The 24,904-nt window shown below is 62.0% G+C and carries 23 protein-coding genes; 11 read left to right on the top strand and 12 right to left on the bottom strand.

Features of this window, described 5'->3' with window-relative positions:
- Positions 1-157: 157 nt before the first annotated feature.
- On the bottom strand, positions 158-1,534 hold the full coding sequence (locus Q8X51_RS04125; RefSeq protein WP_407693167.1) for an L-serine ammonia-lyase: 1,377 nt from the start codon (positions 1,532-1,534) through the stop codon (positions 158-160).
- A 137-nt stretch (positions 1,535-1,671) separates the two neighbouring features.
- On the opposite strand from Q8X51_RS04125, the gene Q8X51_RS04120 reads away from it, so the two are divergent.
- Together Q8X51_RS04120 and Q8X51_RS04115 are read left to right on the top strand one after the other, a co-directional pair.
- Positions 1,672-2,619 (top strand): LysR substrate-binding domain-containing protein, encoded by a 948-nt coding sequence (locus Q8X51_RS04120; RefSeq protein WP_053133766.1) that lies wholly within the window; start codon positions 1,672-1,674, stop codon positions 2,617-2,619.
- Positions 2,620-2,832: 213 nt separating this feature from the next.
- On the top strand, positions 2,833-3,243 hold the full coding sequence (locus Q8X51_RS04115) for an HPF/RaiA family ribosome-associated protein (RefSeq protein WP_027604683.1): 411 nt from the start codon (positions 2,833-2,835) through the stop codon (positions 3,241-3,243).
- Positions 3,244-3,294: 51 nt separating this feature from the next.
- Here the strand turns inward: Q8X51_RS04115 and Q8X51_RS04110 are convergent, their stop codons facing one another.
- Positions 3,295-4,806 carry an MFS transporter gene (locus tag Q8X51_RS04110; protein WP_407693168.1) on the bottom strand — a complete coding sequence of 504 codons (1,512 nt, stop codon included), beginning with the start codon at positions 4,804-4,806 and terminating at the stop codon, positions 3,295-3,297.
- Between the two features lie 105 nt (positions 4,807-4,911).
- Between Q8X51_RS04110 and Q8X51_RS04105 the strand changes: the two genes are divergently transcribed.
- Complete coding sequence (locus Q8X51_RS04105) at positions 4,912-5,784, top strand: LysR family transcriptional regulator (RefSeq protein WP_065924193.1); 873 nt, start codon at positions 4,912-4,914, stop codon at positions 5,782-5,784.
- Here Q8X51_RS04105 and fecA read toward each other — a convergent pair.
- The 3 genes from fecA to Q8X51_RS04090 all read right to left on the bottom strand — a co-directional run bounded on the left by fecA (position 5,781) and on the right by Q8X51_RS04090 (position 9,637).
- Positions 5,781-8,120 (bottom strand): TonB-dependent Fe(3+) dicitrate receptor FecA, encoded by a 2,340-nt coding sequence (gene fecA, locus Q8X51_RS04100; protein WP_407693169.1) that lies wholly within the window; start codon positions 8,118-8,120, stop codon positions 5,781-5,783. The two genes, Q8X51_RS04105 and fecA, sit on opposite strands and share 4 nt — an antisense overlap.
- A 90-nt stretch (positions 8,121-8,210) precedes the next feature.
- Positions 8,211-9,152 carry a FecR domain-containing protein gene (locus Q8X51_RS04095; RefSeq protein WP_137211521.1) on the bottom strand — a complete coding sequence of 314 codons (942 nt, stop codon included), beginning with the start codon at positions 9,150-9,152 and terminating at the stop codon, positions 8,211-8,213.
- Positions 9,149-9,637 carry a sigma-70 family RNA polymerase sigma factor gene (locus tag Q8X51_RS04090; RefSeq protein ID WP_407693170.1) on the bottom strand — a complete coding sequence of 163 codons (489 nt, stop codon included), beginning with the start codon at positions 9,635-9,637 and terminating at the stop codon, positions 9,149-9,151. The genes Q8X51_RS04095 and Q8X51_RS04090 overlap by 4 nt, the downstream gene beginning before the upstream one ends.
- A gap of 170 nt (positions 9,638-9,807) precedes the next feature.
- Between Q8X51_RS04090 and Q8X51_RS04085 the strand changes: the two genes are divergently transcribed.
- The 5 genes from Q8X51_RS04085 to Q8X51_RS04065 are packed head-to-tail and all read left to right on the top strand — an operon-like array spanning position 9,808 to position 13,570.
- Positions 9,808-10,110 (top strand): DUF3649 domain-containing protein, encoded by a 303-nt coding sequence (locus Q8X51_RS04085; RefSeq protein WP_330214436.1) that lies wholly within the window; start codon positions 9,808-9,810, stop codon positions 10,108-10,110.
- A complete protein-coding gene (locus Q8X51_RS04080) occupies positions 10,107-11,681 on the top strand; it encodes a PepSY-associated TM helix domain-containing protein (RefSeq protein ID WP_065924189.1) in 1,575 nt (524 codons plus the stop codon). Before Q8X51_RS04085 ends, Q8X51_RS04080 begins: the two co-directional genes overlap by 4 nt.
- Positions 11,682-12,008, top strand: coding sequence for a DUF3325 domain-containing protein (locus Q8X51_RS04075; protein ID WP_065948902.1), 327 nt, complete (start codon positions 11,682-11,684; stop codon positions 12,006-12,008).
- A gap of 9 nt (positions 12,009-12,017) precedes the next feature.
- Positions 12,018-12,596: an RNA polymerase sigma factor gene (locus Q8X51_RS04070; RefSeq protein ID WP_027604674.1), complete on the top strand. Its 579-nt coding sequence runs from the start codon at positions 12,018-12,020 to the stop codon at positions 12,594-12,596.
- The gene (locus Q8X51_RS04065) at positions 12,593-13,570 is read left to right on the top strand and encodes a FecR family protein (RefSeq protein ID WP_065924186.1); all 978 of its coding nucleotides are present in this window, start codon (positions 12,593-12,595) and stop codon (positions 13,568-13,570) included. The genes Q8X51_RS04070 and Q8X51_RS04065 overlap by 4 nt, the downstream gene beginning before the upstream one ends.
- Here Q8X51_RS04065 and Q8X51_RS04060 read toward each other — a convergent pair whose 3' ends face one another.
- Complete coding sequence (locus Q8X51_RS04060; RefSeq protein WP_065924185.1) at positions 13,571-13,921, bottom strand: glutaredoxin family protein; 351 nt, start codon at positions 13,919-13,921, stop codon at positions 13,571-13,573. It lies immediately after the preceding gene.
- A complete protein-coding gene (gene yejK / locus Q8X51_RS04055; RefSeq protein ID WP_012722392.1) occupies positions 13,921-14,925 on the bottom strand; it encodes a nucleoid-associated protein YejK in 1,005 nt (334 codons plus the stop codon). Before yejK ends, Q8X51_RS04060 begins: the two co-directional genes overlap by 1 nt.
- Before the next feature lie 396 nt (positions 14,926-15,321).
- Here yejK and Q8X51_RS04050 point away from each other — a divergent pair, with 396 nt between their 5' ends.
- Positions 15,322-15,603, top strand: coding sequence for an HU family DNA-binding protein (locus tag Q8X51_RS04050; protein ID WP_003188840.1), 282 nt, complete (start codon positions 15,322-15,324; stop codon positions 15,601-15,603).
- 67 nt (positions 15,604-15,670) lie between these two features.
- Here the strand turns inward: Q8X51_RS04050 and rlmF are convergent, their stop codons facing one another.
- From rlmF to Q8X51_RS04025, 5 genes are all read right to left on the bottom strand, one after another.
- Positions 15,671-16,687 carry a 23S rRNA (adenine(1618)-N(6))-methyltransferase RlmF gene (gene rlmF / locus Q8X51_RS04045; protein WP_027604671.1) on the bottom strand — a complete coding sequence of 339 codons (1,017 nt, stop codon included), beginning with the start codon at positions 16,685-16,687 and terminating at the stop codon, positions 15,671-15,673.
- A 148-nt stretch (positions 16,688-16,835) separates the two neighbouring features.
- The gene (locus Q8X51_RS04040) at positions 16,836-19,682 is read right to left on the bottom strand and encodes a valine--tRNA ligase (RefSeq protein WP_074843998.1); all 2,847 of its coding nucleotides are present in this window, start codon (positions 19,680-19,682) and stop codon (positions 16,836-16,838) included.
- A gap of 149 nt (positions 19,683-19,831) precedes the next feature.
- Positions 19,832-20,224 carry a DNA polymerase III subunit chi gene (locus Q8X51_RS04035; protein ID WP_065924183.1) on the bottom strand — a complete coding sequence of 131 codons (393 nt, stop codon included), beginning with the start codon at positions 20,222-20,224 and terminating at the stop codon, positions 19,832-19,834.
- A gap of 7 nt (positions 20,225-20,231) precedes the next feature.
- The gene (locus Q8X51_RS04030) at positions 20,232-20,660 is read right to left on the bottom strand and encodes a DNA polymerase III subunit chi (protein ID WP_027604668.1); all 429 of its coding nucleotides are present in this window, start codon (positions 20,658-20,660) and stop codon (positions 20,232-20,234) included.
- Between the two features lie 167 nt (positions 20,661-20,827).
- On the bottom strand, positions 20,828-22,318 hold the full coding sequence (locus Q8X51_RS04025; RefSeq protein WP_065924182.1) for a leucyl aminopeptidase: 1,491 nt from the start codon (positions 22,316-22,318) through the stop codon (positions 20,828-20,830).
- Positions 22,319-22,592: 274 nt separating this feature from the next.
- Here Q8X51_RS04025 and lptF point away from each other — a divergent pair, with 274 nt between their 5' ends.
- Both lptF and lptG read left to right on the top strand, forming a co-directional pair.
- Positions 22,593-23,711 (top strand): LPS export ABC transporter permease LptF, encoded by a 1,119-nt coding sequence (gene lptF, locus Q8X51_RS04020; RefSeq protein ID WP_407693171.1) that lies wholly within the window; start codon positions 22,593-22,595, stop codon positions 23,709-23,711.
- Positions 23,704-24,783, top strand: a complete 1,080-nt coding sequence (gene lptG / locus Q8X51_RS04015) for an LPS export ABC transporter permease LptG (RefSeq protein ID WP_065924180.1) — start codon at positions 23,704-23,706, stop codon at positions 24,781-24,783. The genes lptF and lptG overlap by 8 nt, the downstream gene beginning before the upstream one ends.
- The last annotated feature ends 121 nt before the right edge of the window (positions 24,784-24,904 follow it).

Here is a 24,904-nt window from a genome sequence, read left to right as displayed (position 1 = left end):
AGGGGGCTTGCTCCCGATAGCGGTGCATCAGCCAATGAATACTTGGCTGATGCACCGCTATCGGGAGCAAGCCCCCTCCCACATGGGGTCTATGTTGTTATTGAAATCGGTGATCCGTTTCAGGGCAACACGGAAAAAACGATCGCTGACAGCGCAATCAGCACTCCACCCAGCTGACCGCCAGGCCGCCCCGTGAAGTTTCTTTGTATTTGTCGTGCATGTCGGCGCCGGTATCGCGCATGGTGCGGATCACCCGGTCGAGGGAAATGAAGTGCTTGCCGTCACCGCGCAGGGCCATTTGCGTGGCGTTGATGGCCTTGACCGCGGCGATGGCATTGCGCTCGATGCACGGCACCTGCACCAGGCCGCCGACCGGGTCGCAGGTCAGGCCGAGGTTGTGTTCCAGGCCGATTTCGGCGGCGTTTTCCAGTTGCTCGGGGGTGGCGCCGAGGATGTCGGCCAAGCCGGCGGCGGCCATGGCGCAGGCTGAACCGACTTCGCCCTGGCAACCGACTTCGGCACCGGAGATCGAGGCGTTTTTCTTACACAGAATGCCGACGGCTGCGGCGGCCAGGAAGAAATTGACCACATCGTCGTCAGATGCGTCGGCATTGAACTTCATGTAGTAATGCAGCACCGCCGGGATGATCCCCGCTGCGCCATTGGTCGGCGCCGTGACCATGCGCCCGCCCGCGGCATTTTCTTCGTTGACGGCGAGGGCGAACAGGTTGACCCATTCCATGGCCGACAAGGTCGAGGTGATCACATTGGGTTTGCCGATTTCCAACAGGCTGCGGTGCAATTTCGCTGCACGCCGTGGCACGTGCAGGCCACCGGGCAGGATGCCTTCGTGGCGCAGGCCTTGTTCCACGCATTCGCGCATCACCGACCAGATATGCAGCAGGCCGCTGCGGATCTGTTCATCGCTGCGCCAGGCGCGTTCGTTGGCCATCATCAATTCGGAAACCCGCAGGCCGTGTTTGTTGCACAGGGCCAGCAGCTCGACGGCGCTGGAGAAGTCGTAGGGCAATTGCACATCGTTGGCCGGCGCGATGCCCGAAGCCGCTTCAGCGGCTTCGATGATGAAACCGCCACCCACCGAATAATAGGTCTGCTCGCTGAGCAGACCGTTGTCGCCGTAGGCGTGCAGGGACATGGCGTTGGGGTGGTAGGGCAGACTTTCGTCCAGCAGCAGGAGGTCTCTTTGCCAGTTGAAAGCAATTTCCTGTTGACCGGCCAGCAACAACCGTCCGGACTCGCGCAGCTGTTGGATTCGCGTGTTGATCGAAGTGGGATCGACCTGATCCGGCCATTCGCCCATCAGGCCCATGACGCAGGCGCGGTCGGTGGCGTGGCCGACACCAGTGGCGGACAGCGAGCCATACAGGCGCACTTCGACCCGGCGCGTTTCACTCAGCAGGTGCTGGTCGCTCAGGGCCCGGGCGAAGGTCGCCGCCGCGCGCATGGGGCCGACGGTATGGGAGCTGGAAGGGCCGATGCCCACCTTGAATAGATCGAAAACACTGATAGCCATGCTAAAGCCTTACAAGAAATGGAGTAGGAATCGCTGCCATGTTTTGTAGGACGAGCGCAATTGGCGCGATACTGAGCCTCTAGATCGGCACTGACCAACGAATTATCCTAAGACACCCTTTAGCAGGACTAAACTCTATGGCTCGCCCTCTCCATGGCCAGACTTATGTCTGGTTGCACGTGTTTTCCTGCGCTGCCCGGCATCTGTCGTTCACCCGCTGCGCCGAAGAACTGCACATCACGCCGGGGGCGGTGAGCCAGCAAATCCGCCAGTTGGAGGAGCGCCTGGGGTTTCGGCTGTTTCATCGACGGGCACGGGGGGTGGAGCTGAGTGCCGAGGGCCAGCGCCTGGCGGCAACGGTGGGGGAGGCCTACGGCAGCATCGACGCCGAGTTGCAGCGGCTGGATGCGGGGATGATCAGCGGCACGCTTCGCCTGCGCTCGATTCCATCATTTCTCGGCAAATGGCTGACCCCACGCTTACCGCGCTTGCAGCAGCGCTTCCCGGATATCCAACTGCGTATGGTTGCCGAGGACAGTAGCATCGCCCTGCACGAGGGCGACTTTGACCTGGCCATTGACCTCAACGACGGCAGCTACCCCGGCCTGTTATCCACAGCCCTGCTGGATGAGCAGATTTTCCCGGTCTGCGCCCCCAGCCTGTTGCGGGGTCGACCGCCCTTGCACGGGCCGGCCGATCTCGTGCATTTCCCGCTGCTGCATGACATTACCGCCTGGCGTGGGAGTTATGAGTATGCGGAGTGGGAGTTCTACCTGAATGCCATTGGCTACCACGACGCCGATGTTCGCCGTGGCCACACCTTCAACCGCAACCACCTGACCATCGAAGCTGCCATCGCCGGCATGGGCGTGGCGATTGCGCGACGCACCTTGCTCAACGATGAACTGGAGCGCGGCACCTTGATCGTGCCGTTTGGCCTCGCGGTGCCCAACCACAAACGCTATGTGCTGCTGTACGCGCCGGGCGCGCTGAGCCATCCGGGCGTGCGCGCGGTGCATGACTGGCTGGTAGAGGAAGCAGGGATTTTTCGCGCATTGCACCCCCTGGGAGAGGGGCAATTGTGAGGATCGCGTGGCGTAAGAAGATGTAACTAACTCCCCACCCTAACAGCGTTTCTGCTCGTCGTCAGGGTTAATTTGTAATGTGGGATTTATCTTTGCAAAGGGGTTGAAATGTTTCTCTAGCTGCTCAATTGTGTAATCAAGAGGTCATGGTTTCACCACCCCGGTGTTGCAGTTTGTGACCTCTCGCGAGCTAGCTGAAATAAGGGAAGAACTATGCAAATCCAAGTCAATAGCGATAACCATATTGAAAGCAGCATCCGACTGGAGGAGTGGGTACGTACTACCATTGAGAGCACGCTCGAACGTTATGAAGAAGACCTGACCCGAGTGGAGGTCTACCTGCGGGATGAGAACGGCGATAAGCCCGGTCCCCACGATTTAAGTTGCCGACTGGAAGCGCGGCCAAAAGGCCATCAACCGCTGTCGGTGTCCGCCAAGGGCGATACCCTGGAACAAGCGATTGACAGCGCGGCCACCAAGCTGGATCACGCATTGGAACATCTGTTTGGTCGACTGCAAGGCAAGCCCCGCGCTGCCGCGAAAAACCAGCCCATCAACAAAGTGAACGAAGACGCGCTGGAACAGGAATTCCTGGAAAACGAAAACGCGGTCATCAACGGCTGACGTTCTTTTCACCCCCTGCAAACGGGCCTGCATCTGCAGGCCCGTTTTCGTTCAGGCGCCGCGTCGGAAAAAATACCGGCTCAACAGCGCCAGCCCGCCAGCACCCAACCCGGCAAACAGCATCGCCCAACCGGCCCCGTGGCGCAGTGCCGCCTGGGTGTCGTTGACTGTCAGCCCCATCGATTCGAGTTTTCCTGCGGCAATGTTTTGACTGATAACCGGCCAATCCATTGCCGTGGTGGCGGGCAGCATCTCGGCCAGGTGATGGCTGATCCCCAGCAACAGCACCAACCCCATCAGGGCAATGTTGAGCGCCAGGGTGATCAGCCGCGCACTGAGGTCGATGCCGGAGGCCATGCCCGCGCGGTCGGCCGATACCGAGCCGGTGGTGGTATTGGTGGTGGGCGAGTTGGTCAGCGCCAGGCCTGCGCCGGCGATCACGCAACTGAGCAGCACCAGCCCGATACGTGGGTGCTCGGCGCCGTTGACGGCGGCCATGGCCAGAAAGCCCGCGCCCATCAGGCCCAGGCCGAGGGGGATGATGCGTTCGGCGCCATAGCGCAGGGCCAGGCGCTCGGCCAGTGGCGGTACCAGCAAGGTCGGCAGGGTATAGGCGAGCAGAGCGGCGCCGGTGGTCAAGGTGTCGTAACCCAGGCCTGCCTGAAAGTACAACGGCAGGTAGATCATGAACGGCCAGAAGCTGAAGTTCATGCCGATCGAACCCATCAACGCGCCGTTGAACCGCTGGATGCGGAACACCGAGAAGTCGAACATCGGGTGCGCACTGCGAAGCTCGACCGTGATGAACAGCAGCAGGCCGAGCACCGACAACGCCGCCCAACCGAGCATGGCCGGTGTGCCGAAACCGTGTTCGCTGCCTTGGGTGATGAAGTACACCAGGGCAAACACCGACAGGGTCAGGGTGAGCATGCCGGCGATGTCCAGGCGATGGGCGGCCGGGTCGCGGGATTCCTGCACGCTGATGCGCAGCAGCACCAGGGTGAACAGGGTGAGCGGCACATGTACGAGGAACACCCAGCGCCAATCCGCCACCGCCAGGATCAATGCGCCGATCATCGGCCCGAAGCCCAGGCCCACGCCGGCAATCACGCCCCATATCGCAAACGCCCGTGCCCGTGCTGCCGGTTCGCGGAACAGGTGCGAGAGGATGGCGAATTGGCAAATCATCATCGCCCCGGCACCGATGCCCTGGATAAACCGCGCCGTGATCAGCAGCGAGGCATCCTCGGCCAGCCCGCAGGCCAGTGAAGCCAGGCCAAACACCCACAGGCACAGCACCAGCATGCGACGACGGCCAAAGCGGTCGGCCAATGTGCCCGCTGCCATCAGCACGCTGGTGCAGGCCAGGGTGTAGGCGTTCATGATCCACTGGGCGTCCTGGAAGCCCGTGCCCAACTCCCGCTCGAGCGTCGGCAGGATCACCGGCACGCTGGAAATCTCCAGGCCGAACATCAGGGCGACAAGGCACACGGCCGTGAGGGCCAGCCCATTCCTGGCGGTACGCGGGGGGCTGGCGGTAGTTAAAGTGGCGGCGGGTGGCATGGGATTCTCCTGTGGATGAAGTGTCGTGTTATTTTCAGGGGAATCTGTTTCGTTATTCGTGATAAGTTTTCCGCTAATAAGGGAATTCAGGGCGACAATAGAGCCATGACGACACCGCGTTTTGATGGCGTTGAGCTGTTTCTGCACATCGTCGAAAGCGGCAACCTGACCGGGGCAGCCGAACGGCTGAACCTCACCCGCTCTGCGGTCGGCAAGGGCCTGGCGCGATTGGAAGCGCGCCTGGGCACATGCCTGTTGCAGCGCTCCACCCGCCGCCAGCGTCTGACCGAGGACGGCCAGGCGTACTACGAGCATTGCCTGCGCGCGTTGGCGGAACTCGAGGCGGCCGAATCGGTGCTGGAAAGCGGCCGGCAACACCCACGCGGCCGCTTGCGGGCGAGTTTGCCACTGGCCTTCGGGCATCACTACGCGGCCCCGGCATTGTGGGGGTTGATGGCGCGCTATCCGGAACTGGAGATCGAGATCAGCTTCGCCGATCGGCTGGTGGACCTGGCACAGGAAGGCTTCGACGTCGCTGTGCGGATCGGCCCGCTGCCCGACACCGACCGCCTCAGTGCACGTCGCCTGGGCGAACAGGCCGTTGGGCTGGCGGCGTCACCGGCGTACTTGCAGCGCGTCGGGCCGATTGAATGCATCGAAGACCTTGCCGGCCATCGCGGCATTGCCTATCGCAGCACGACCTCGCAGCGCAATCCCGTGGCCTCGCCGTTGATGATGGACGACCTCCAGGCGGTGGCCGATGCCGCCATCGCGGGCGTCGGCCTGGCCTGGTTGCCGAGTTGGTTGATTGCGCACTATGTGCTGCGGGGGCAGTTGGTCGCGGTGTTGCCCGGCTATCGCGAGCAACCTGCGCCGATCCATGTGATCTGGCCGACAGCCGTGCATATGCCGGCCAAGACGCGTTGTGCAATCGACGCTCTGGTCGCCGCCACCCCCAGTTGCCTGGCGGGCAGTTAGAACGCGATAGAGGTCTGCACGTACAGCGTACGCGGCTCACCCACGTATTTGCCCTTGTTGTTGTCGTCGAACGAGCGGGTGAAGTACTGCGTGTTGAAGATGTTCTTCACGCCGACCGCCACATTCAGATCCGAAAGTTGCGGGCCGAAGTCATAGGCTGCGCGGCTGCTGAACAGCATGTAGCCGGGGATTCGACCGTTGGCGCCGTCAGCACTTTCTGCCTGAGTGTTGGCGTTGTCGGCGAACTGGCTGCTCTGATAGCTGCTGTCCACATTGAGTTTCCAGCGCCCTTCGGTGTAACCCACGCCAAGGGTGCCCTTGTGCTTGGACGAGAAGGGCACGCGGTTGCCTTTGTTCGGGCCGTCTTCGCGGATGGTGGCGTCGACGTAGGCGTAGGTAGCGTACACATCGAAACCGGCCAACGCCGGGCTCAAGCCATCGAGGGCGTAGTTGACGCTGGTTTCAATACCCTGGTGGCGCGTTTCGCCGCGGGCGATCACCGAATCGTTGGTCTGGTTGCTTTCATACTGGTTGTCGAAGTTGATCAGGAACGCGCCGATCTCTGCGCGCAAGGTGCCGTCGTCATAGCGGGTACCCAGTTCCCAGGTGCGGGCTTTTTCCGGTTTCACTTCACCGCTGGTCACACGGTTAGGCATCTGGCTGTACTGCACGCTGCCGAATGAACCTTCGGTGTTGGCGTACAGGTTCCAGTCGTCAGTCAGGTGATAGAGCACGTTCAACGCCGGCAGCGCGGTGTTGTAGTCGCCTTTGTATTTGACGTTGGTCAGGTTGTTGCTCTGCTGGGACTCGATCATCTCGTAGCGGATGCCCGGGGTGATGGTCCACTTGCCGATATCAATCCGGTCATCGACGAAGAACGCATTGGCTTCGGTGCCGCCGCGGGTGTCGCGGTCGTTGCGGCTGTCGGTGCTGGGGATTTGCTGGTTGTTGGCGGAAATCGGCGTGCGGTAGCGCAACTCGTGGCCGGCTTCGTTGATGTAGCGGTAGCCGACGCCCACTTCATGGCTGGTCGGGCCGAGGTCAAAGCCTTGGGCGAAACGGGTTTCCAAGCCGCGCACCCAATACTCACGCGGGGACAGCGACAGGAAGGTGCCCTGGTCCAGGTAGCCGCTGCGCAGGGTCTTGGTGAAGAAGCTGTTGACGGTGAATTCGCGGCGGTCCTGCTCGTAGCGATAGCCGACGTTGAACATCGTACGGCGGCCCCAGAATTTGTCGTAGGGACGGGTGGACTGATATGGATCGGCCTTGTAGTCCGCGACGTTCAAGCCCCCAGGCATATCGGCCTGGCCTTCATAGTACTGCGCCATGGCGTTGAAGCTGTTGGCGTCGTCGAGCTGGTATTTGCCTTTGAGGATCAGGTCGTCGATGCGCGTGTTGCTGTTTTCGCGCCAGTCGCCGCCACGGGTGCCGGAATACAAAATCGCGCCGCCCAGGCCATTCTCGGCAGTGCCGCCGGCCAGCAGGTTGCCGGTGGTCTTGAAGCCGTCATGGCTGGAAGACGGGCTGGTCTCGGTCTGCAAGCTACCTTTGACGGTGGGTGCATCCGGGATCGCGCGGGTCACGAAGTTGACCACGCCGCCGACGTTCTGCGGGCCGTAGCGCACCGCGCCGCCGCCACGCACCACGTCCACGGCGTCCATGTTGCCCATGCTGATCGGCGCGAAGGACAGCTGCGGCTGGCCGTACGGCGCGAAGGGCACAGGGATGCCGTCCATCAGCACCGTTGAGCGCGAGGCCAGGCGCGGGTTGAGACCGCGAATGCCGAAGTTCAGCGCCATATCGTGGCTGCCGGTGCCGTTATTGTCCGGAGCGTTGACGCCGGGTATGCGGTTGAGCACGTCCTTGGCCTGGGTGGCGCCCTGGCGTTCGAACTCTTCGCGGCGGATCACGTCACGGGCGCCGGGGTGTTCGAAGACATTGGTTTGTGCCGCATCGCCGAGCCAGTCGCCGACCACGCTGGAGGTCGCCAACTCGACAGCCGCCGGCGCCGTTGCCGGTTGCAGGCTGTAGGCGTTGTCGCCTTCGGCGCGGGCTTGCAGGCCGGTACCTTCCAGCAGCTTCTGCAGGCCTTCGGCGGCGCTGTAGCTGCCGGACAAACCACGGCTTTGCATGCCCGCCGTGACTTCGGAACCGAAGGAAATCAACACGCCGGCTTCACGGCCAAACTGGTTCAGGGCTGCTTCCAGCGAGCTTGGGGCGATGTGATACGGCTTGGTATCGGCCGCCATCACGCAGGGCAGTACGGTCAGGCTGAGGCTGGCGCCCAGCAGCAGTTGGCGCAAGGTGCGGGCGAGAAGGGTGGGTTGCTGGGGCATGGAGGGCGGTCCTGAGAAGGAAGGATCAAGGTGGCTTTCCTTCTCTGTCACGCGAGGTGCGGAAAACGGCTCACGGTGGCTGAAAATAATTTATGCACGTGCCTGGACGCTCACCCAATAGCGGGTAAAACGCCGCACCTTGACCGGCAGGCTGACCTCCAGCAGGTCGAGGATGCGTTCGCTGTCGTCCAGCGGGTAGCTGCCGGACAGCAGCAGGTTGGCGACTTGCGCATCGCAATTGAGCTGGCCACGGCGGTAGCGACCCAGTTCGGCGAGAAAGTCCTCCAGGCGCATATGCGCGGCCACCAGCATGCCGTCGGCCCAGGCGCCGCTGTTGGCGTCGGTAGGGCGCGGAGTGTCCCAGCCTTTACGGGTGAAATTGACCTGGCGCGCCGCTTCGACCGTCAGGGGCAGGCCGCTGTAGGTGTTGGGCATCACCTCGACGCGGCCGTCCAAGACCGCCAGTTGGGTGTGGTCGTTGAACTGGCGCACATTCAGGCGCGCCGCCTGGCTGCTGAGCAGGCCCTGGCCGGTCAACACCTGCAGCGGCGTGCTGCCGGCATTGCCGGTGAGCAGGATCTCGCCTTCGAGCAGGCGGATCAGCCGTTGCCGGCCGTCGAAGTGCACATCCACGGCGCTGCCGGTATTGAGTTGCAACTGGCTGCCGTCGGCCAATTGCACCTTACGCCGTTGGCCGACGGGGCTGCGATAGTCGGCGCTCAACGGCGGCAGGATATGCTGCTGGCGCAGGCTCCAGGCGGCGGCCGAACCGGCGCCGAGGATCAGCAACAACTTCAGCGCCTGGCGCCGGCTGCTGGACTTAGGTGCGTTCAACGCCGCATGGACCAGGGGCGAGGGCATGCCGCGCAGGCGCTGGTTGACGCGCTGGATATGGTCCCAGGCGCGCTGATGTTCGCTATGGGCATTCAGCCATTGTTGCCAGGCCGCCTGCTGGCGTGGGTTGAGCGCGCCTTGCTGCATTTCCATCAGCCAGTGCACGGCCTGTTCGGCAACCTGGGTCGAGACATTCATAGGGCGAAATAGCAGCGCATGGCGGCTTTATTCAGGTGGCGTTTGACGGTGGCGATGGAGATGCCCAGTTCGGCGCCGATCTGCGCATACGTCAGGCCGTCGAGCTGGGCCAGCAGGAACGTGCGTTTGACCTGGGGGGGCAAGCCATCGAGCAACTGGTCCAGCTCCAGCAGGGTTTGCAGGATGATCGCGCGCTCTTCTTCTGATGGCGCTACCTGCTCAGGCATCTGCGCCAAGGCGTCGAGGTAGGCGCGCTCCAGGTCCTGGCGGCGGTAGAAGTTGAACAACACACGCTTGGCGACCGTGGTGAGGAACGCGCGGGGCTCGACCAGCGTCGGCGCCTCCCGTGCGGTCAGGACCCGGATGAAGGTGTCCTGTGCCAGGTCTGCAGCACTTTCCGGGCAGCCGAGCTTGCCTCGCAACCAGCCGGTGAGCCAGTGGTGATGGTCGTTGTAGAGCACTTCGACAGGGTTGGACGGCTGCAACGCAAACACTCCACAAGCATGGGCATGCTTTAGAGAACAAGAATTGTTCGCATTGTAGGGCGCCGCCAACCGTTCGGCAATGCGTGAAGGCAGGTGTTTCATCCGTTCTGTTTTGCTTATGAGAATATTTATCATTAATATTGCGCGCTGATGAACCTGGCGCCTCCCGCATGAAAAGCAAAACCTCACTGCCTGCTTCCTATCGTCTCGCTGTCACATCGCGGGTGCTCGCCGCTGTGGTTGGCGGTTACCTGATGGCGTCCCTGGCCAGTATCTGCCTGGCACTGTGGATGCCTGTCTCCCGCGCCGATGCGGTGATCACCGGGATGATGAGTTCGTTCGTGTTCTACCTGTTGGCAGTGCTGTGGTGCTTCGCCTGCCGTACGGCATGGCGCGCGTGGTGCGGCATGATGCTGCCGAGCGCGGCGTTCGCCACCTTGGCAGGCCTGGGCTTGTGGATGGCACGCACATGAAAGAGGGCTTTCGTCAGGCCATGGCCTGGTTGCATACCTGGGCCGGGCTGATCTTTGGCTGGCTGCTGTTTGCGATTTTCCTGACGGGCACCCTGGCCTATTTCAAGGATGAGATCAGTCACTGGATGCAGCCCGAAGTGCAGGCCCATCCCCTGGATGATGCGCGCAGCCTGAGTGTCGCCCAGGACTACCTGCAGAAGGTCGCACCCACGGCCGCACGCTGGTTCATCACCTTGCCGGATAGCCGCGACCCTGGCCTGTCAGTGATGTGGCAAGACAAAGTCGACCCCGGCAAACGCGGCAATTTCATTCAGAAAACCCTCGACCCCGTGAGCGGGCAGGCCGTAGAGGCCCGGGAAAGCATGGGCGGGGATTTCTTCTACCGCTTCCACTTCCAGCTGCAAATGCCTTACCCGTGGGGCCGCTGGCTGTCGACCATTGCAGCGATGGTGATGTTCGTGGCGTTGATCACGGGCATCATCACCCACAAGAAAATCTTCAAGGACTTCTTCACCTTCCGCCCCCGCAAAGGCCAGCGTTCCTGGCTCGACGGGCATAACGCGGTGGGTGTGCTGGTGCTGCCGTTTCACCTGATGATCACCTACAGCAGCCTGGTGATTTTCATGAGCATGGTGATGCCGGCGCCGATCGTGGCCTCCTATGGCAACGACACCCGGGCCTTCTTCAATGACGTGTTCCCCGCCACCAACAACGCGCCGGCGCTGGGCCAGCCAGGCCAATTGCTGTCATTGCTGCCGATGTACGAGCAGGCGAGGGCGCAGTGGGCGGGTGGGCATGTCGGGCGGCTGGCGGTGAACAACCCGAGTGATGTAAACGCTTCGGTGAACCTGTTCCGTGCCAGCTCCGACCGCGTGGTGCATGACTTCGGCAGTACCGTGTCGTTCAACGGCAACACGGGTGAGTTGTTGCGGGTCAGTGCTGAACAATCGCTGCCGGCGGCGATCGGCGGCAGCTTCTATGGCCTGCACATGGGCCATTTCGCCGGTCCGGTGCTGCGCTGGTTGTACTTTATCTGCGGCCTGGCGGGCACGGCGATGATCGGCACGGGACTGGTGATCTGGCTCGGCAAGCGGCAACTCAAACATGCAAAAAGCGGCGTGATGCCGTTTGAACTGCGGCTGGTGGAAGTGCTGAACATCGCCAGCATGTCCGGGCTGTTGATCGCCATTGCAGCCTTCTTCTGGGCCAACCGTTTATTGCCGGTGGGCTTTGCCGAGCGCTCCGATTGGGAAGTGCAGGCCTTCTTTATCGCCTGGGGCCTGAGCCTGTTGCACGCGATCCTGCGCCGGGGCCGCCAGGGTTGGGTTGAGCAATTGAGCTTCGCAGCACTGCTGTTTGCCGCAATCCCGTTGCTTAATGCCCTGACCACGTCGCAGCACTTGGGCGCTTCACTGGCGACGGGCGACTGGGCCATGGCGGGCTTCGACCTGACCTGCCTGGCCAGCGGTGTGTTCCTCGCCTGGGCAGCCTGGAAGATGCAGCACCGCAAGGCCCCGCAGCCCAAGACCGAACGGGCGCGGCCGCTGCAGCTCAAGCAGGAGGCGAACTGAATGCTCCTCGCGCTGCTGATGTGTTACGCCGGGTTTACCGCCTTGTGCCTGTCCACCGACCGTCACCACGGCGAACTGCTGCACAGCAGGCCATCACCTCGGCGGCGTATTGCTTTGCGCGTCATCGGTTGGCTGCTGCTGACCGTCTCGATCTGGCCCGCCGTGGCTGTCGCCGGTTGGGGCCAGGGCCTGGTGGAGTGGTGCGCGGTGTTGATGCTCAGCGCCCTGTTGCTGGTGCTGTTGTTGCCGTATCGGCCAAGGCTGGCCTTGATCCTGGCAGGCGTCGGCCTGCTGGCCTGCCCTGTTGCCGCCTTCGCAACGTTCTGAGCCGCCGCCATGATGATCAGCACCCCACCCGATTCCCAGGACAGCCCCCAGGCTGACGCGGCGGGTGGGCGCGCGCATTTCCTGCAGGTGTTCTTGTCCCAGCGTTCGCAGATGGAAGCGTTGGTGAGCCGCCGTGTCGGGTGCCGCGCCACGGCGGCCGACCTGGTGCAGGACCTGTTCCTGCGGTTTTGGCGTCGGCCATTGGTGCAGGTCGAAGAACTCAGCACCTACCTGTTGCGCTGCGCCGGCAATATCGCCATCGACCACCTGCGCAGCGAAGGCGCGCGGGTGCGCAGCAGTGAAGGCTGGCTGCCGGAACAGCAGGATAACCAGGGCTCCGAACCCCAGGCGGCGCTCGAGGCGGGCAACGACCTGCGGCATGTCGAAGCCGCCCTGCGCAGCCTGCCGGAGCGCACCCGGCAGATCTTCCTGCTCAACCGCATTCACGGGCGCAAGTACGCGCAAATCGCCAAGGCCATGGGCCTGTCCCAAAGCGCCGTGGAAAAACATATGATGCGTGCCCTCGAAGCCTGCAAAGCCAGCCTTCGCGAACCATCGCCATCGCGCACGCCAGGGAAAGCACCGTGAATCCGACCCCCACACCTGACCAGGAACAAGCCGCACTGGCCTGGCTGAGCCTGTTGCACGACCAGCCCAGCAGTGGCGACCAGGCCACGTTCAGCCGCTGGCTAAGGGCAGATTCTGCGCACGTCGAAGCCTATGCCCAGGCCCAGGTGCTCTGGGAGTTGAGCGAAGTGCCGGCACGCCAACTGGCGGATGAAGACGCGCTGGCATTGCAGGGTTACCTCAATGCGATGAACACCCCGACGCGCTCGCGGGTGGTGCGCTGGTCCGGCGCATTAGCCATGGCGGCGTGCCTGGTGTTGATGGTGTCCATGGGCGCCGGTTGGCAGCCTTCGCGGTGGATCGATGACTTCGGCGCCGATTACGTGAGCGCACCGGGAGAAGTGAAGACCGTCACCCTGGCCGATCAATCCCGGGTCACGCTGGATGCGGACAGCGCCATTGCCGTGGACTTCAGCGACGGTGAGCGGCATATCCAATTGCGTCGCGGTGCAGGTTTTTTCAGCGTCACCCACACCGGCGAGTCCTTTGTGGTCGAGGCGGGCGGCGGCGAAGCGCGGGTGCTGGGGACGCAGTTCGAAGTGCGCCTGCAACCGGCGGGGGCCGAGGTGACGGTGTTGTCGGGACGGGTGGGCGTGACCGCGTCGAAACAGGGCCCGCAGCAAATTCTGACGGCGGGCCAGCAAGTGGCCTACGCCGATGGCAGCGCCGATCCCTTGCACGCGGTCGACAGCGAATCCCGCCTGGCCTGGCGGGATGGCTGGCTCAACTACTACAAGGCGCCGCTGGCGGAGGTGGTCAAGGACTTGGGGCGTTACTACCCTGGCCGCATCCTGCTGCTCAACGAAGAGATGGGTGCCAAGCGCGTCAGCGGCAGCTTCCCGAGCAAAGACCCGCAGGCGGTACTCAACGCCTTGCAAGCGGTATTGGGGTTCGAGCAGCACAGCCTGTTGGGGCGGGTAATCGTGGTGCGCTGATTATTTCAGCGCGGCCATGATCGCGTCAGGGTTGTAGTCGCGAATCAGCGTCCCGTTGACGTCCACAAACGGAATCCCGCCACCACCCAGCGCCTCATACGCCTTGCGCGCCTGGGCGTCCTTCTCGATATCGACGGCCTGGTACGGAATGCCCTTCTGGTCCAGGAAGCGGCGGATCTGCTTGCAGTAGCCGCACCACTCGGTGGCATACAGCACCACCCGCGCCGAGGCTCGCGTCTGCTCCGGGACCACCTGGGAGGGGTTGAACAGCCGCTCGATCTTGCCCCAGTTCTGGATAACCACCACCACCAGCAACACCAGCAGGACTTTCTTGAGGACCCCGCCGAGCATCAGTTGCGGCGCTTGAGCTGGTCGGTCAGTTGGGTCGGCAGGCCCTTGATGATCAAGGTGCCGGCGGCCTCGTCGTACTCGATCTTGTCGCCCAGCAAGTGTGCTTCAAAGCTGATGGACAAGCCCTCGGCGCGCCCGGTGAAGCGGCGGAACTGGTTGAGGGTGCGTTTATCCGCCGGGATTTCCGGCGACAGGCCGTAGTCCTTGTTGCGGATATGGTCGTAGAACGCCTTGGGCCGATCTTCATCGATCAAGCCCGACAGCTCTTCAAGGCCCATGGGCTCGCCGAGCTTGGCCTGGCTGCTGGCGTAATCGACCAGAGTCTTGGTTTTTTCGCGGGCGGATTCGTCCGGCAGGTCTTCGCTTTCGACGAAGTCGCTGAAGGCCTTGAGCAGGGTGCGCGTCTCGCCCGGGCCGTCGACGCCTTCCTGGCAGCCGATGAAGTCGCGGAAGTATTCCGAGACCTTCTTGCCGTTCTTGCCTTTGATAAACGAGATGTACTGCTTGGACTGCTTGTTGTTCTGCCACTCGGACACGTTGATACGCGCTGCCAGGTGCAACTGGCCCAGGTCCAGATGGCGCGACGGGGTGACGTCCAGCTCGTCGGTTACCGCCACGCCTTCGCTGTGGTGCAGCAGGGCGATGGCGAGGTAGTCGGTCATGCCTTGCTGGTAGTGGGCAAACAGCACGTGGCCGCCGGTGGAGAGGTTGGACTCTTCCATCAGTTTTTGCAGATGTTCGACGGCGGTGCGGCTGAACGTGGTGAAATCCTGGCCACCCTCGAAATATTCCTTCAACCAGCCGCTGAACGGGTGCGCGCCGGATTCGGCATGGAAGAAACCCCAGGCCTTGCCTTGTTTGGCGTTGTAGCTCTCGTTGAGATCGGCAAGCATGTTCTCGATGGCGGCCGACTCGGCAAGCTCGGAGTCGCGGGCGTGGAGAACTGCAGGTGTGCCGTCGGGTTTTTTGTCGATCAGGTGGACGATGCAATGACGGATCGGCATGGGCTTCTCGGCTGGTTGAAGGGGAGCGGTCGGCCTCCCCGAAAAGTCGCCCAGTGTACCGCACCCATTGGTCAAGACACGCGTCGAAGGGCATTTTGGGTGCTCTCGGACGAGGCATATGCCTTTTTTTCACGGTTTAGAGCGATAAAGCTGACCAAATGGGTAGGTAGAGGCGGATATTTCCCCGTCTCTGTGCTAGTTTTGCCCCGTCTTACGCCAAGTCTCGGCGATAAGCGTGCATTCAGCATCTGTCAGGTCGAACCAATCCCCGTTTCAAGCATCTATAACCCCGATCTCCGTGGTTATAGCCGGGGGTGCCAGGCCATGACGGTCGGGCTCGACGGCTGACACTGCACTCTGCAATCCATATGAATTTGATAGGGAAGGAACACCACAATGGCTATTACTAAAGACCAACTGATCGCTGACCTGGCTGAAGCAGTAGACGCACCGAAAACCACCGTGCGCGCTCTGCTGGACCAACTGAGCCAAGTTGTTGCTGACCAGCTGGAAAACGGCGGCGAAATCACTCTGCCAGGCGTTGGCAAACTGAAAGTGACCGAGCGTCCTGCCCGTACTGGCCGTAACCCTTCGACTGGCGCTGCCATCGAAATCGCTGCCAAGAAAGTTATCAAGCTGGTTGTGGCCAAAGGCCTGACCGACGCTGTTAACAAGTAAGACGCAGCAAAAAAAACCGTGCTCCGGAGCGATCCGGGCACGGTTTTTTGTTGCCTGGGATTTGTCTCTATCGCACCCAGCGCTGGCGCCAGATCTGCTGTTCGTTCTTGGTCTGGAAGGTCCAGGCCACGAAACGGCTCTGCTTCTGGCCCTGGGACATTTCCACCACCTGGCTTTCCAGCACGCCGGCTTTTTTCAGGGCGGTCTCGATCGCGGGCAAGTTTGACGCTTTTGACACCAGGGTGCTGAACCACAACACCTTGTGGGCAAAGTGCGCACTCTCGGCGATCAATTGCGTCACGAAGCGCGCTTCACCGCCTTCACACCACAACTCGGCCGATTGGCCTCCGAAGTTGAGCACCGGCAATTTGCGCTTGGGATCGGCCCGGCCCAGGGCGCGCCACTTGCGCTCGCTGCCCTTGGTGGCTTCGTCCATGGACGCATGGAACGGTGGGTTGCACATGGTCAGGTCAAAACGCTCACCCGGTTCCAGTAGGCCCAGCAGGATGTGCTTGGGGTTTTCCTGCTGGCGCAACTGGATGACCTTGCTCAGGTCGTTGGACTGCACGATGGCCTTGGCGGCGGCCACGGCGATAGGGTCGACCTCCGAGCCGAGGAAGTTCCAGCGGTACTCCATATAGCCAATCAGCGGGTAGACGCAGTTGGCGCCCATGCCGATGTCCAGCACCTTGACGATTGAACCGCGCGGGATCTTGCCCTCGTTGACACTGGCCAGCAGGTCGGCGAGGAAGTGCACGTAGTCGGCACGTCCCGGTACCGGCGGGCACAGGTAATCCGCCGGGATGTCCCAATGCTGGATTCCATAGAAGGCCTTGAGCAACGCCCGGTTGAACACCCGCACCGCGTCCGGGCTGGCGAAGTCGATGCTCTCTTTGCCATAGGGGTTGATGATCACGAATTGCGCCAGTTCCGGCGTGGTCTTGATCAACGCCTGGAAGTCGTAACGGCCTGTGTGGCGGTTGCGTGGGTGCAGGGTAGCCTCTTTGCGCGGCGCGACGGGTTTGGCCGTGGCTGCGGTCTTAGGCTTCTTGCGTGGAGGTTTGGGCGTAGTGGGGGCGGTCATGATGATTCTGGTGTTGGCTCAAAGTGGCGGCCATTGTCACACATTCCCGAGGATAACTCGGTCAAATGTGGGAGCAAGCCCCCTCCCACATTGACCGCAAGCACAAAAAAAGAGACCCGAAGGTCTCTTTTTTCACACGGATTGCCCCTTAGAGGCTGGAAATCCGCGCATGTTGCTCCGCCAGCTTGCCCAAAGCCTGTTCGGCCTCGGCCAGCTTGGCGCGTTCCTTATCGATCACTTCAGCCGGTGCCTTGTCGACGAATGCCGCGTTGGACAGCTTGCCGCCCACCCGCGCCACTTCACCTTGCAGGCGCAGGATTTCCTTGTCGAGACGGGCCAGTTCCGCGCCCTTGTCGATCAAGCCGGCCATCGGCACCAGCACTTCCATCTCGCCGACCAGCGCGGTCGCTGACAGTGGCGCTTCGGCGCCATCCGCCAATACGGTGATCGATTCCAGCTTCGCCAGCTTCTTGAGCAGCGCATCGTTCTCGGTGAGACGACGCTGGTCTTCGGCGCTGGCGTTCTTCACGAATACCGCCAGTGGCTTGCCCGGGCCGATGTTCATTTCGGCGCGGATGTTGCGCGTGCCGAGCATCAGGGTCTTGAGCCATTCGATGTCGCTTTCGGCCGCCTCATCGATACGTGCTTCGTTGGCCACCGGCCAAGGTTGCAGCATGATGGTCTTGCCGTCTTTGCCGGCCAGCGGCGCGAGGCGCTGCCAGATTTCTTCGGTGATGAACGGCATGAACGGATGCGCCAGGCGCAGGGCGACTTCGAGCACGCGTACCAGGGTGTGACGGGTGCCGCGCTGACGTTCGATCGGCGCGTTTTCGTCCCACAGCACGGGCTTGGACAGTTCCAGGTACCAGTCGCAATACTGGTTCCAGATAAACTCGTACAAGGCCTGTGCGGCCAGGTCGAAACGGAACTGGTCGAGTTGACGGGTCACTTCGGCCTCGGTGCGCTGCAGCTGCGAGATGATCCAGCGGTCGGCCAGGCTAAGTTCGATGGCCTCGCCGTTCTGGCCGCAGTCTTCGCCTTTGTCCAGCACGTAGCGCGCGGCGTTCCAGATCTTGTTGCAGAAGTTGCGATAGCCTTCGACGCGGCCCATGTCGAACTTGATGTCGCGACCGGTGGACGCCAGCGAGCAGAAGGTGAAGCGCAGCGCATCGGTGCCGTAGCTGGCAATGCCGTCGGCGAATTCGTCGCGGGTCTGCTTCTCGATCTTCTTCGCCAGTTTCGGCTGCATCAGCCCCGAGGTGCGTTTCTGCACCAGGGTTTCCAGGTCGATGCCGTCGATGATGTCCAGCGGGTCGAGGACGTTGCCCTTGGACTTGGACATCTTCTGGCCCTGGCCATCCCGCACCAGGCCGTGCACGTACACGGTCTTGAACGGTACCTGCGGGGTGCCGTCCTCGTTCTTCACCAAATGCATGGTGAGCATGATCATCCGGGCAACCCAGAAGAAAATGATGTCGAAGCCGGTGACCAGCACGTCGGTGGAGTGGAATTTCTTCAGGAATTCGGTCTGCTGCGGCCAGCCGAGGGTGGAGAACGTCCACAGGCCCGAGCTGAACCAGGTGTCGAGTACGTCGTTGTCCTGTTGCAACGCCACGTCCGGGCCGAGATTGTGCTTGGCACGTACTTCGGCTTCGTCGCGGCCCACGTAGACCTTGCCCGACTCGTCGTACCAGGCCGGAATACGGTGGCCCCACCACAGCTGGCGGCTGATGCACCAATCCTGGATATCGCGCATCCACGAGAAGTACATGTTTTCGTACTGCTTGGGCACGAACTGGATACGGCCGTCTTCCACGGCAGCAATCGCCGGCTCGGCCAGTGGCTTGGTGGACACGTACCACTGGTCGGTCAGCCACGGTTCGATCACGGTGCCGGAGCGGTCGCCCTTCGGCACTTTCAGGGCGTGGTCGTCGACGCTGACCAGCAGGCCTGCAGCGTCGAAGGCAGCAACGATCTGCTTGCGCGCTTCGAAACGGTCAAGGCCGGCGTATTCGGCCGGGATCTTGCCGTCGATGCTGTCGTTCAGCGTACCGTCCAGGTTGAACACCTGGCAGGCCGGCAGCACGGCGGCATTCTTGTCGAAGATATTCAACAACGGCAGGTTGTGGCGCTTGCCGACTTCGTAGTCGTTGAAATCGTGGGCCGGGGTGATTTTCACGCAGCCGGTGCCGAATTCAGGGTCGCAGTAATCGTCGGCGATGATCGGGATGCGGCGGCCTACCAGCGGCAACTCGACGAACTTGCCGATCAGTGCCTGGTAGCGCTCGTCGTTCGGGTTGACCGCGACGGCGGCGTCGCCAAGCATGGTTTCCGGACGGGTGGTGGCGACGATCAGGTAATCGTTGCCCTCAGCGGTCCTGGCGCCGTCGGCCAGCGGGTACTTGAGGTTCCACAGGAAACCTTTCTCGTCGTGGTTTTCCACTTCAAGGTCGGAAATCGCCGTGTGCAACTTGGTGTCCCAGTTGACCAGGCGCTTGCCGCGGTAGATCAGGCCGTCTTCATGCAGGCGCACGAAGGCTTCTTTCACCGATTCCGACAGGCCGTCATCCATGGTGAAGCGCTCGCGGCTCCAATCCACGGACGAGCCGAGGCGACGGATCTGACGGCTGATGTTGCCGCCGGACTGGTCTTTCCATTCCCAGATTTTTTCCAGGAATTTCTCGCGACCCAGATCGTGACGGTTCTGGCCAGTGGCTTCGAGTTGGCGCTCCACCAGCATCTGGGTGGCGATACCGGCGTGGTCGGTACCCGGCTGCCACAGGGTGTTGCGGCCCTGCATGCGGCGGAAACGGATCAACGCATCCATGATCGCATTGTTGAAGCCATGGCCCATGTGCAGGCTGCCAGTGACGTTCGGTGGCGGAATCATGATGGTGTAGGACTCGCCCGCGCCTTGCGGAGCGAAATAGTTCTCGGACTCCCAGGTGTTGTACCAGGAAGTTTCAATAGCGTGCGGCTGGTAGGTCTTATCCATGCGCGGCGGGACCCTAGTTGGCATATATTCAGGAAAGCCGGCAAGTATAACGGGGGATAGGGCGCAGGGCGAGGCGAAGGCGGGCTTAAGGTGCAGGCAATCAAATGTGGGAGGAGTTTGCCACCTCCCACAGGGGATCTATGGACGGTTTAAGACTGGTACTGGCTGAGCAGCCGCTCCATCCGCGCATCCATCCGGCGCTTGATCTCGGTTTCGATATGGGGGGCAAAGTCGTCGATCACGTCTTGCATGATCAATTGCGCAGCGGCACGCAGTTCGTTGTCCAGGTGCAGCAGCAGGGCGTCGGGGCCCTTTTCAGCCGCAGCAGGGGCAGCGTCCACCACAACGGGGGCTTCGACAACCGGTTCCGGGGCGACCTGCTTGCCGCCGACCATGTCGAACAACAGCGGAATCTGTACCTCGCCATCGGCCTGTTCGGTCAATAGCGGCGGTTGCAAGTCATCATCACCCAGCAACTGACGGATCGACTCGAGGTCGTCCAGCAGGTGGTCATCTTTTTTTGTCGGGTTGGGAGTGTCCATCATGTACTCAAAGTCGTTGTAGCCGGTGATCTTGCAAAGGATAGCCCTGTTCGCGGTAGAAACGGAAACTCTCCCGCGCGGCCTGACGAATAGCCGGATCTTCCACCACCACTTCCGCCACACGGGCGAAGGCCTTGGCAAAAGGCGGTACTTTCAGGTCAAGGTTGACCAGCAGGTCCTGGTGATTGCCGCAACTGTCCCCCAAACCCAGGACAACCTGGCCTTCGGGTTCTGATTCTGCGGGGCCATGGGGCACGAAGCTTTCGCCCTTGAAACGCCACAGGCGGGCGTCGAGCTCGTCGCGTTGGGCTGCATCGCTGCAATGCAGGTAGATGCGGTGGCCCATGCGCCAGGCTTTTTCGGTGAGTTTGCAGGCGAAGTCCAGGCGCGCGAGCGGATCGGCGCTGGGCAATATATAGAAGTCGACTTGGGTCATTGCGGTTCCTGGGCTGCCGCGCCTGCCGCCGTCATAATGTAGGAGCGAGCTTGCTCGCGAAGAACCTGAGAACAATGCGTTCATCCAAGATGAACGCGTTATCGTTGACGCTCTTCGCGAGCAAGCTCGCTCCTACAGTTGACCGCGGCAGGCAGCTGGGCAGGTGTTTAGGCTTTGGCGCGGTCCAGCAGGTATTGGGTCAGCAATGGCACCGGACGGCCGGTGGCGCCCTTGTCCTTGCCGCCGCTGGTCCAGGCCGTGCCGGCGATGTCCAGGTGCGCCCAGTTGAAGTTCTTGGCGAAGCGCGACAGGAAACACGCAGCCGTGATGGTGCCGGCTTTCGGGCCGCCGATGTTGGCGATGTCGGCGAACGGGCTGTCCAGCTGTTCCTGGTACTCATCGAACAGCGGCAGTTGCCAGGCGCGGTCGTCGGCGGCCTTGCCGGCGCTGAGCAGCTGCTCGATCAACTCGTCGTTATTGCCCAGCAGGCCCGAGGTGTGGGAACCCAGGGCAACGATGCAGGCGCCGGTCAGGGTGGCGATGTCGATCACGGCCTGTGGCTTGAAGCGCTCGGCGTAGGTCAGGGCATCGCACAGCACCAGGCGGCCTTCGGCGTCGGTGTTGAGGATTTCCACGGTCTGGCCGCTGAGGGTGGTGACGATGTCGCCCGGACGGGCCGCGCCGCCGCTCGGCATGTTTTCGGCGCAGGCCAGAATGCACACCAGGTTGATCGGCAGCTTCAGTTCCAGCACGGCGCGCAGGGTACCGAACACGCTGGCGGCGCCGCCCATGTCGTACTTCATCTCGTCCATGCCCAGGCCCGGCTTGAGGCTGATGCCGCCGGTGTCGAAGGTGATGCCTTTACCCACCAGGGCGTAAGGCTTCTCGGACTTCTTGCCGCCGTTGTATTGCATCACGATCAGGCGTGGCGGTTGGTCGCTGCCCTGGCCCACGGCATAGAACGAGCCCATGCCCAGTTCCTTGATCTTCTTCTCATCCAGGACTTCGACTTTCAGGCCCTTGAACTCTTTACCCAATGCCTTGGCCTGTTCGCCCAGGTAGGTCGGGTGGCAGATGTTCGGCGGCAGGTTGCCCAGGTCGCGGGTGAACGACATGCCATTGGCGATGGCCTGGGCGTGAGTCACGGCGCGCTCGACTTCAGCCTGGGCGGCCTTGATGGTCAGCAGGGTGATTTTCTTCAGGGCGCGGGGTTCGGTTTTCTGGCTCTTGAACTGATCAAAAATGTAGCCGCCGTCCACCAGGGTTTCGGCCAGCAGGCGGGTCTTGCCGTAGCTGTCACGGCCTTTTACGACGATTTCATCGAGTGCCAGTGCCGCATCGCTGCCGCCCAGGCCCTTGAGGGTGTTGAGGATGCCGCTGATGATCTTGCGGAACGGACGGTCGCCCAGTTCAGCGTCCTTGCCCACGCCCACCAGCAATACGCGGTCGGCTTTCAGGTTAGGCAGGCTTTGCAGCAGCAGGCTCTGGCCGACTTTGCCGGCCAGGTCGCCGCGCTTGAGAACCGCGCTGATCGCGCCGCCGCTGAGTTCGTCGAGCTGCCTGGCGGCTACGCCGAGCTTGCGGCCTTCGCCGATGGCGACCACGAGGGTGGCGGTTTTCAACGTTTCGGGGCTAACGCTTTTTACAACCAATTCCATTTTCGGGTCCCTTATATAAGGTCTGAGAGCCTGGCGTCTGTACGCAGGCTTTAAAGCGTGGCGGCTGTGTAAACCACCAGCGACAAAGGCCGCAGTTTGAACCTCGCCGACGGAGCCTGACAACCCTTTGTGCCTGCGCATGAGGTTGCGCAGTGACAGGCGCGGTCAATCACAGGATAATGCGCCATCTTTTTAGCCGGCCCGGTGCAAACGGGCTGACTCGGTATGCTTGCTTGTTTGGCCGCCTTAGCCTGACAACCCTGGAGTGTCTGGTTTGATCGTCTTCCGTTATCTGTCCCGCGAAGTCCTGTTGACCCTGAGTGCCGTGAGTGCGGTCCTGCTGGTCATCATCATGAGTGGTCGTTTCGTCAAATACCTGGCCCAGGCTGCCTCCGGCGCCCTGGACCCAGGCTCGCTGTTCCTGATCATGGGCTTTCGCCTGCCGGGATTCTTGCAACTGATCCTGCCGCTGGGCCTGTTCCTCGGCATCCTGCTGGCCTACGGCCGCTTGTACCTTGAAAGTGAAATGACCGTGCTCTCGGCCACCGGCATGAGCCAGCAGCGCCTGCTGGGCATGACCATGATTCCGGCGGCCGGCGTTGCGCTGATCGTGGCCTGGTTGAGCCTGAGCCTGGCTCCCCAGGGCGCGATGCAGTTCCAGTTGGTGCTGAACAAACAGGACGCGATGACCGAGTTCGACACCCTCGAGCCGGGCCGTTTCCAGGCACTCAATGACGGCTCGCGGGTGACTTACACGGAAACCTTGACCGACGACCGCGCCAACCTGGGCGGTGTGTTCATCTCCGAGAAACGGTTTGGCCAGGACAAGAAAGACCGGGGCATTTCCGTACTGGTGGCCGATTCGGGCCGCCAGGAAGTGCGTCCTGACGGCAGCCGCTACCTGATCCTGGAAAATGGCTATCGCTACGATGGCAGTCCAGGCATGGCCGACTATCGCGCGATCAAGTACGACACCTATGGCGTGATGCTGGCCCGCCCGGATATCAGCGACGAAGTCACCGACCGCGACGCCATCCCCACGGCGGACCTGCTCGGCAGCAAGGAACTGCGCTCCATCGCCGAGCTGCAATGGCGGATTTCCCTGCCGCTGCTGGTGTTTATCGTGACCCTGATGGCCGTGCCGCTGTCGCGCGTCAACCCGCGCCAGGGCCGTTTCCTCAAGCTGTTGCCGGCGATCCTGCTGTACATGGCTTACCTCACCATCCTGATTTCCGCCCGTGGCTCCCTGGAGAAAGGCAAGCTGTCGCCGGTCCTGGGCCTGTGGTGGGTGCACGGCATGTTCCTGTTGATCGGCCTGGGGCTGCTGTATTGGGAGCCTATTCGTTTGAAAATGATGAGCCATAGTGGCCAGAAGGAGTTGGCTCGTGGCTAAGCTCGATCGCTACATTGGTAGCAGCGTCCTGATCGCCATCCTGGCGGTACTGGGCATTATCCTGGGTCTGGCCTCGTTGTTCGCCTTCATCGATGAAGTCGGCAACGTCAGCGACACCTATACCGTATGGGACGTGCTCGGCTACGTGGCACTCACCGCGCCGCGTCGTCTCTACGACATGATGCCGATGGCCGCGCTGATCGGTTGCCTGATCGGCCTGGGCAGCCTGGCCAGCAACAGCGAACTGACCATCATGCGCGCCGCCGGTGTGTCCATCGGGCGTATCGTCTGGGCGGTCATGAAGCCTATGTTGCTGCTGATGCTGTGCAGCGTGCTGATCGGTGAGTACGTAGCGCCGCCGGCCGAAACCACCGCCCAGGCCAATCGAGCCCTGGCCCAGGGCTCGGGCGATGCACAAAGCGCCAAGCATGGCCTGTGGCACCGCCAGGGTGATGAGTTCATCCACATCAACGCCGTGCAACCGGGCGGGCTGTTGATCGGTGTGACGCGCTATACGTTCGACAAGGAACGTCACATGCTGTCGTCCAGTTTCGCCAAACGCGCGCAGTACGGCGACGAAAAATGGCAACTGACCGACGTCACCACGACTTACTTCCGCAATGTCGGCCAAGGCACCAAGGCCAGCACCGAAGTGATCAATGTGCCGAGTGAGGAGTGGGATATCGCCCTCAAGCCGGAACTGCTCAATACGGTGGTGATGATCCCCGAAAGCCTGCCGATCTCCGGGTTGTGGGGCTATATCCACTACCTGAAGGATCAAGGCTTGAATAACGGTCGTTACTGGCTGGCATTTTGGGTCAAGGTGTTGCAGCCGGTGGTGACCGCCGCACTGGTGCTGATGGCGATCTCGTTCATCTTCGGTCCGTTGCGCTCCGTGACCCTCGGCCAGCGGGTATTCACTGGCGTGCTGGTCGGTTTCACCTTCCGCATCGCCCAGGATCTGCTCGGCCCGTCGAGCCTGGTGTTCGGGTTCTCGCCGCTGTTTGCAGTGCTGGTGCCGACGGCCATCTGCGCCCTGGCCGGGTTCTGGCTGCTGCGCCGGGCCGGCTGATACCGCACCGTTGGATAAAAAATGCCCCGCTCGGATGAGTGGGGCATTTTTGTTCTGGTCAGCAAAGATGACGCCCGGCCTGAGCATCAGGTACAATTCCCGGCTATTTTTCAGCGGGCAA

The organism is Pseudomonas sp. Yb2C2 (assembly GCF_052112325.1).
Lineage (GTDB): Bacteria > Pseudomonadota > Gammaproteobacteria > Pseudomonadales > Pseudomonadaceae > Aquipseudomonas > Aquipseudomonas marginalis.
Note: the sequence above shows the minus strand (reverse complement) of the source record. Positions and strands in the feature narration are given on the sequence as shown.

Bases quoted from the DNA above. Each gene is read 5' to 3' on its own strand.
- Q8X51_RS04125 (WP_407693167.1), bottom strand. From the start codon at position 1,534: ATGGCTATCAGTGTTTTCGATCTATTCAAGGTGGGCATCGGCCCTTCC.
- Q8X51_RS04120 (WP_053133766.1), top strand. From the start codon at position 1,672: ATGGCTCGCCCTCTCCATGGCCAGACTTATGTCTGGTTGCACGTGTTT.
- Q8X51_RS04115 (WP_027604683.1), top strand. From the start codon at position 2,833: ATGCAAATCCAAGTCAATAGCGATAACCATATTGAAAGCAGCATCCGA.
- Q8X51_RS04110 (WP_407693168.1), bottom strand. From the start codon at position 4,806: ATGCCACCCGCCGCCACTTTAACTACCGCCAGCCCCCCGCGTACCGCC.
- Q8X51_RS04105 (WP_065924193.1), top strand. From the start codon at position 4,912: ATGACGACACCGCGTTTTGATGGCGTTGAGCTGTTTCTGCACATCGTC.
- fecA (WP_407693169.1), bottom strand. From the start codon at position 8,120: ATGCCCCAGCAACCCACCCTTCTCGCCCGCACCTTGCGCCAACTGCTG.
- Q8X51_RS04095 (WP_137211521.1), bottom strand. From the start codon at position 9,152: ATGAATGTCTCGACCCAGGTTGCCGAACAGGCCGTGCACTGGCTGATG.
- Q8X51_RS04085 (WP_330214436.1), top strand. From the start codon at position 9,808: ATGAAAAGCAAAACCTCACTGCCTGCTTCCTATCGTCTCGCTGTCACA.
- Q8X51_RS04080 (WP_065924189.1), top strand. From the start codon at position 10,107: ATGAAAGAGGGCTTTCGTCAGGCCATGGCCTGGTTGCATACCTGGGCC.
- Q8X51_RS04075 (WP_065948902.1), top strand. From the start codon at position 11,682: ATGCTCCTCGCGCTGCTGATGTGTTACGCCGGGTTTACCGCCTTGTGC.
- Q8X51_RS04070 (WP_027604674.1), top strand. From the start codon at position 12,018: ATGATGATCAGCACCCCACCCGATTCCCAGGACAGCCCCCAGGCTGAC.
- Q8X51_RS04060 (WP_065924185.1), bottom strand. From the start codon at position 13,921: ATGCTCGGCGGGGTCCTCAAGAAAGTCCTGCTGGTGTTGCTGGTGGTG.
- yejK (WP_012722392.1), bottom strand. From the start codon at position 14,925: ATGCCGATCCGTCATTGCATCGTCCACCTGATCGACAAAAAACCCGAC.
- Q8X51_RS04050 (WP_003188840.1), top strand. From the start codon at position 15,322: ATGGCTATTACTAAAGACCAACTGATCGCTGACCTGGCTGAAGCAGTA.
- rlmF (WP_027604671.1), bottom strand. From the start codon at position 16,687: ATGACCGCCCCCACTACGCCCAAACCTCCACGCAAGAAGCCTAAGACC.
- Q8X51_RS04040 (WP_074843998.1), bottom strand. From the start codon at position 19,682: ATGGATAAGACCTACCAGCCGCACGCTATTGAAACTTCCTGGTACAAC.
- Q8X51_RS04035 (WP_065924183.1), bottom strand. From the start codon at position 20,224: ATGGACACTCCCAACCCGACAAAAAAAGATGACCACCTGCTGGACGAC.
- Q8X51_RS04030 (WP_027604668.1), bottom strand. From the start codon at position 20,660: ATGACCCAAGTCGACTTCTATATATTGCCCAGCGCCGATCCGCTCGCG.
- Q8X51_RS04025 (WP_065924182.1), bottom strand. From the start codon at position 22,318: ATGGAATTGGTTGTAAAAAGCGTTAGCCCCGAAACGTTGAAAACCGCC.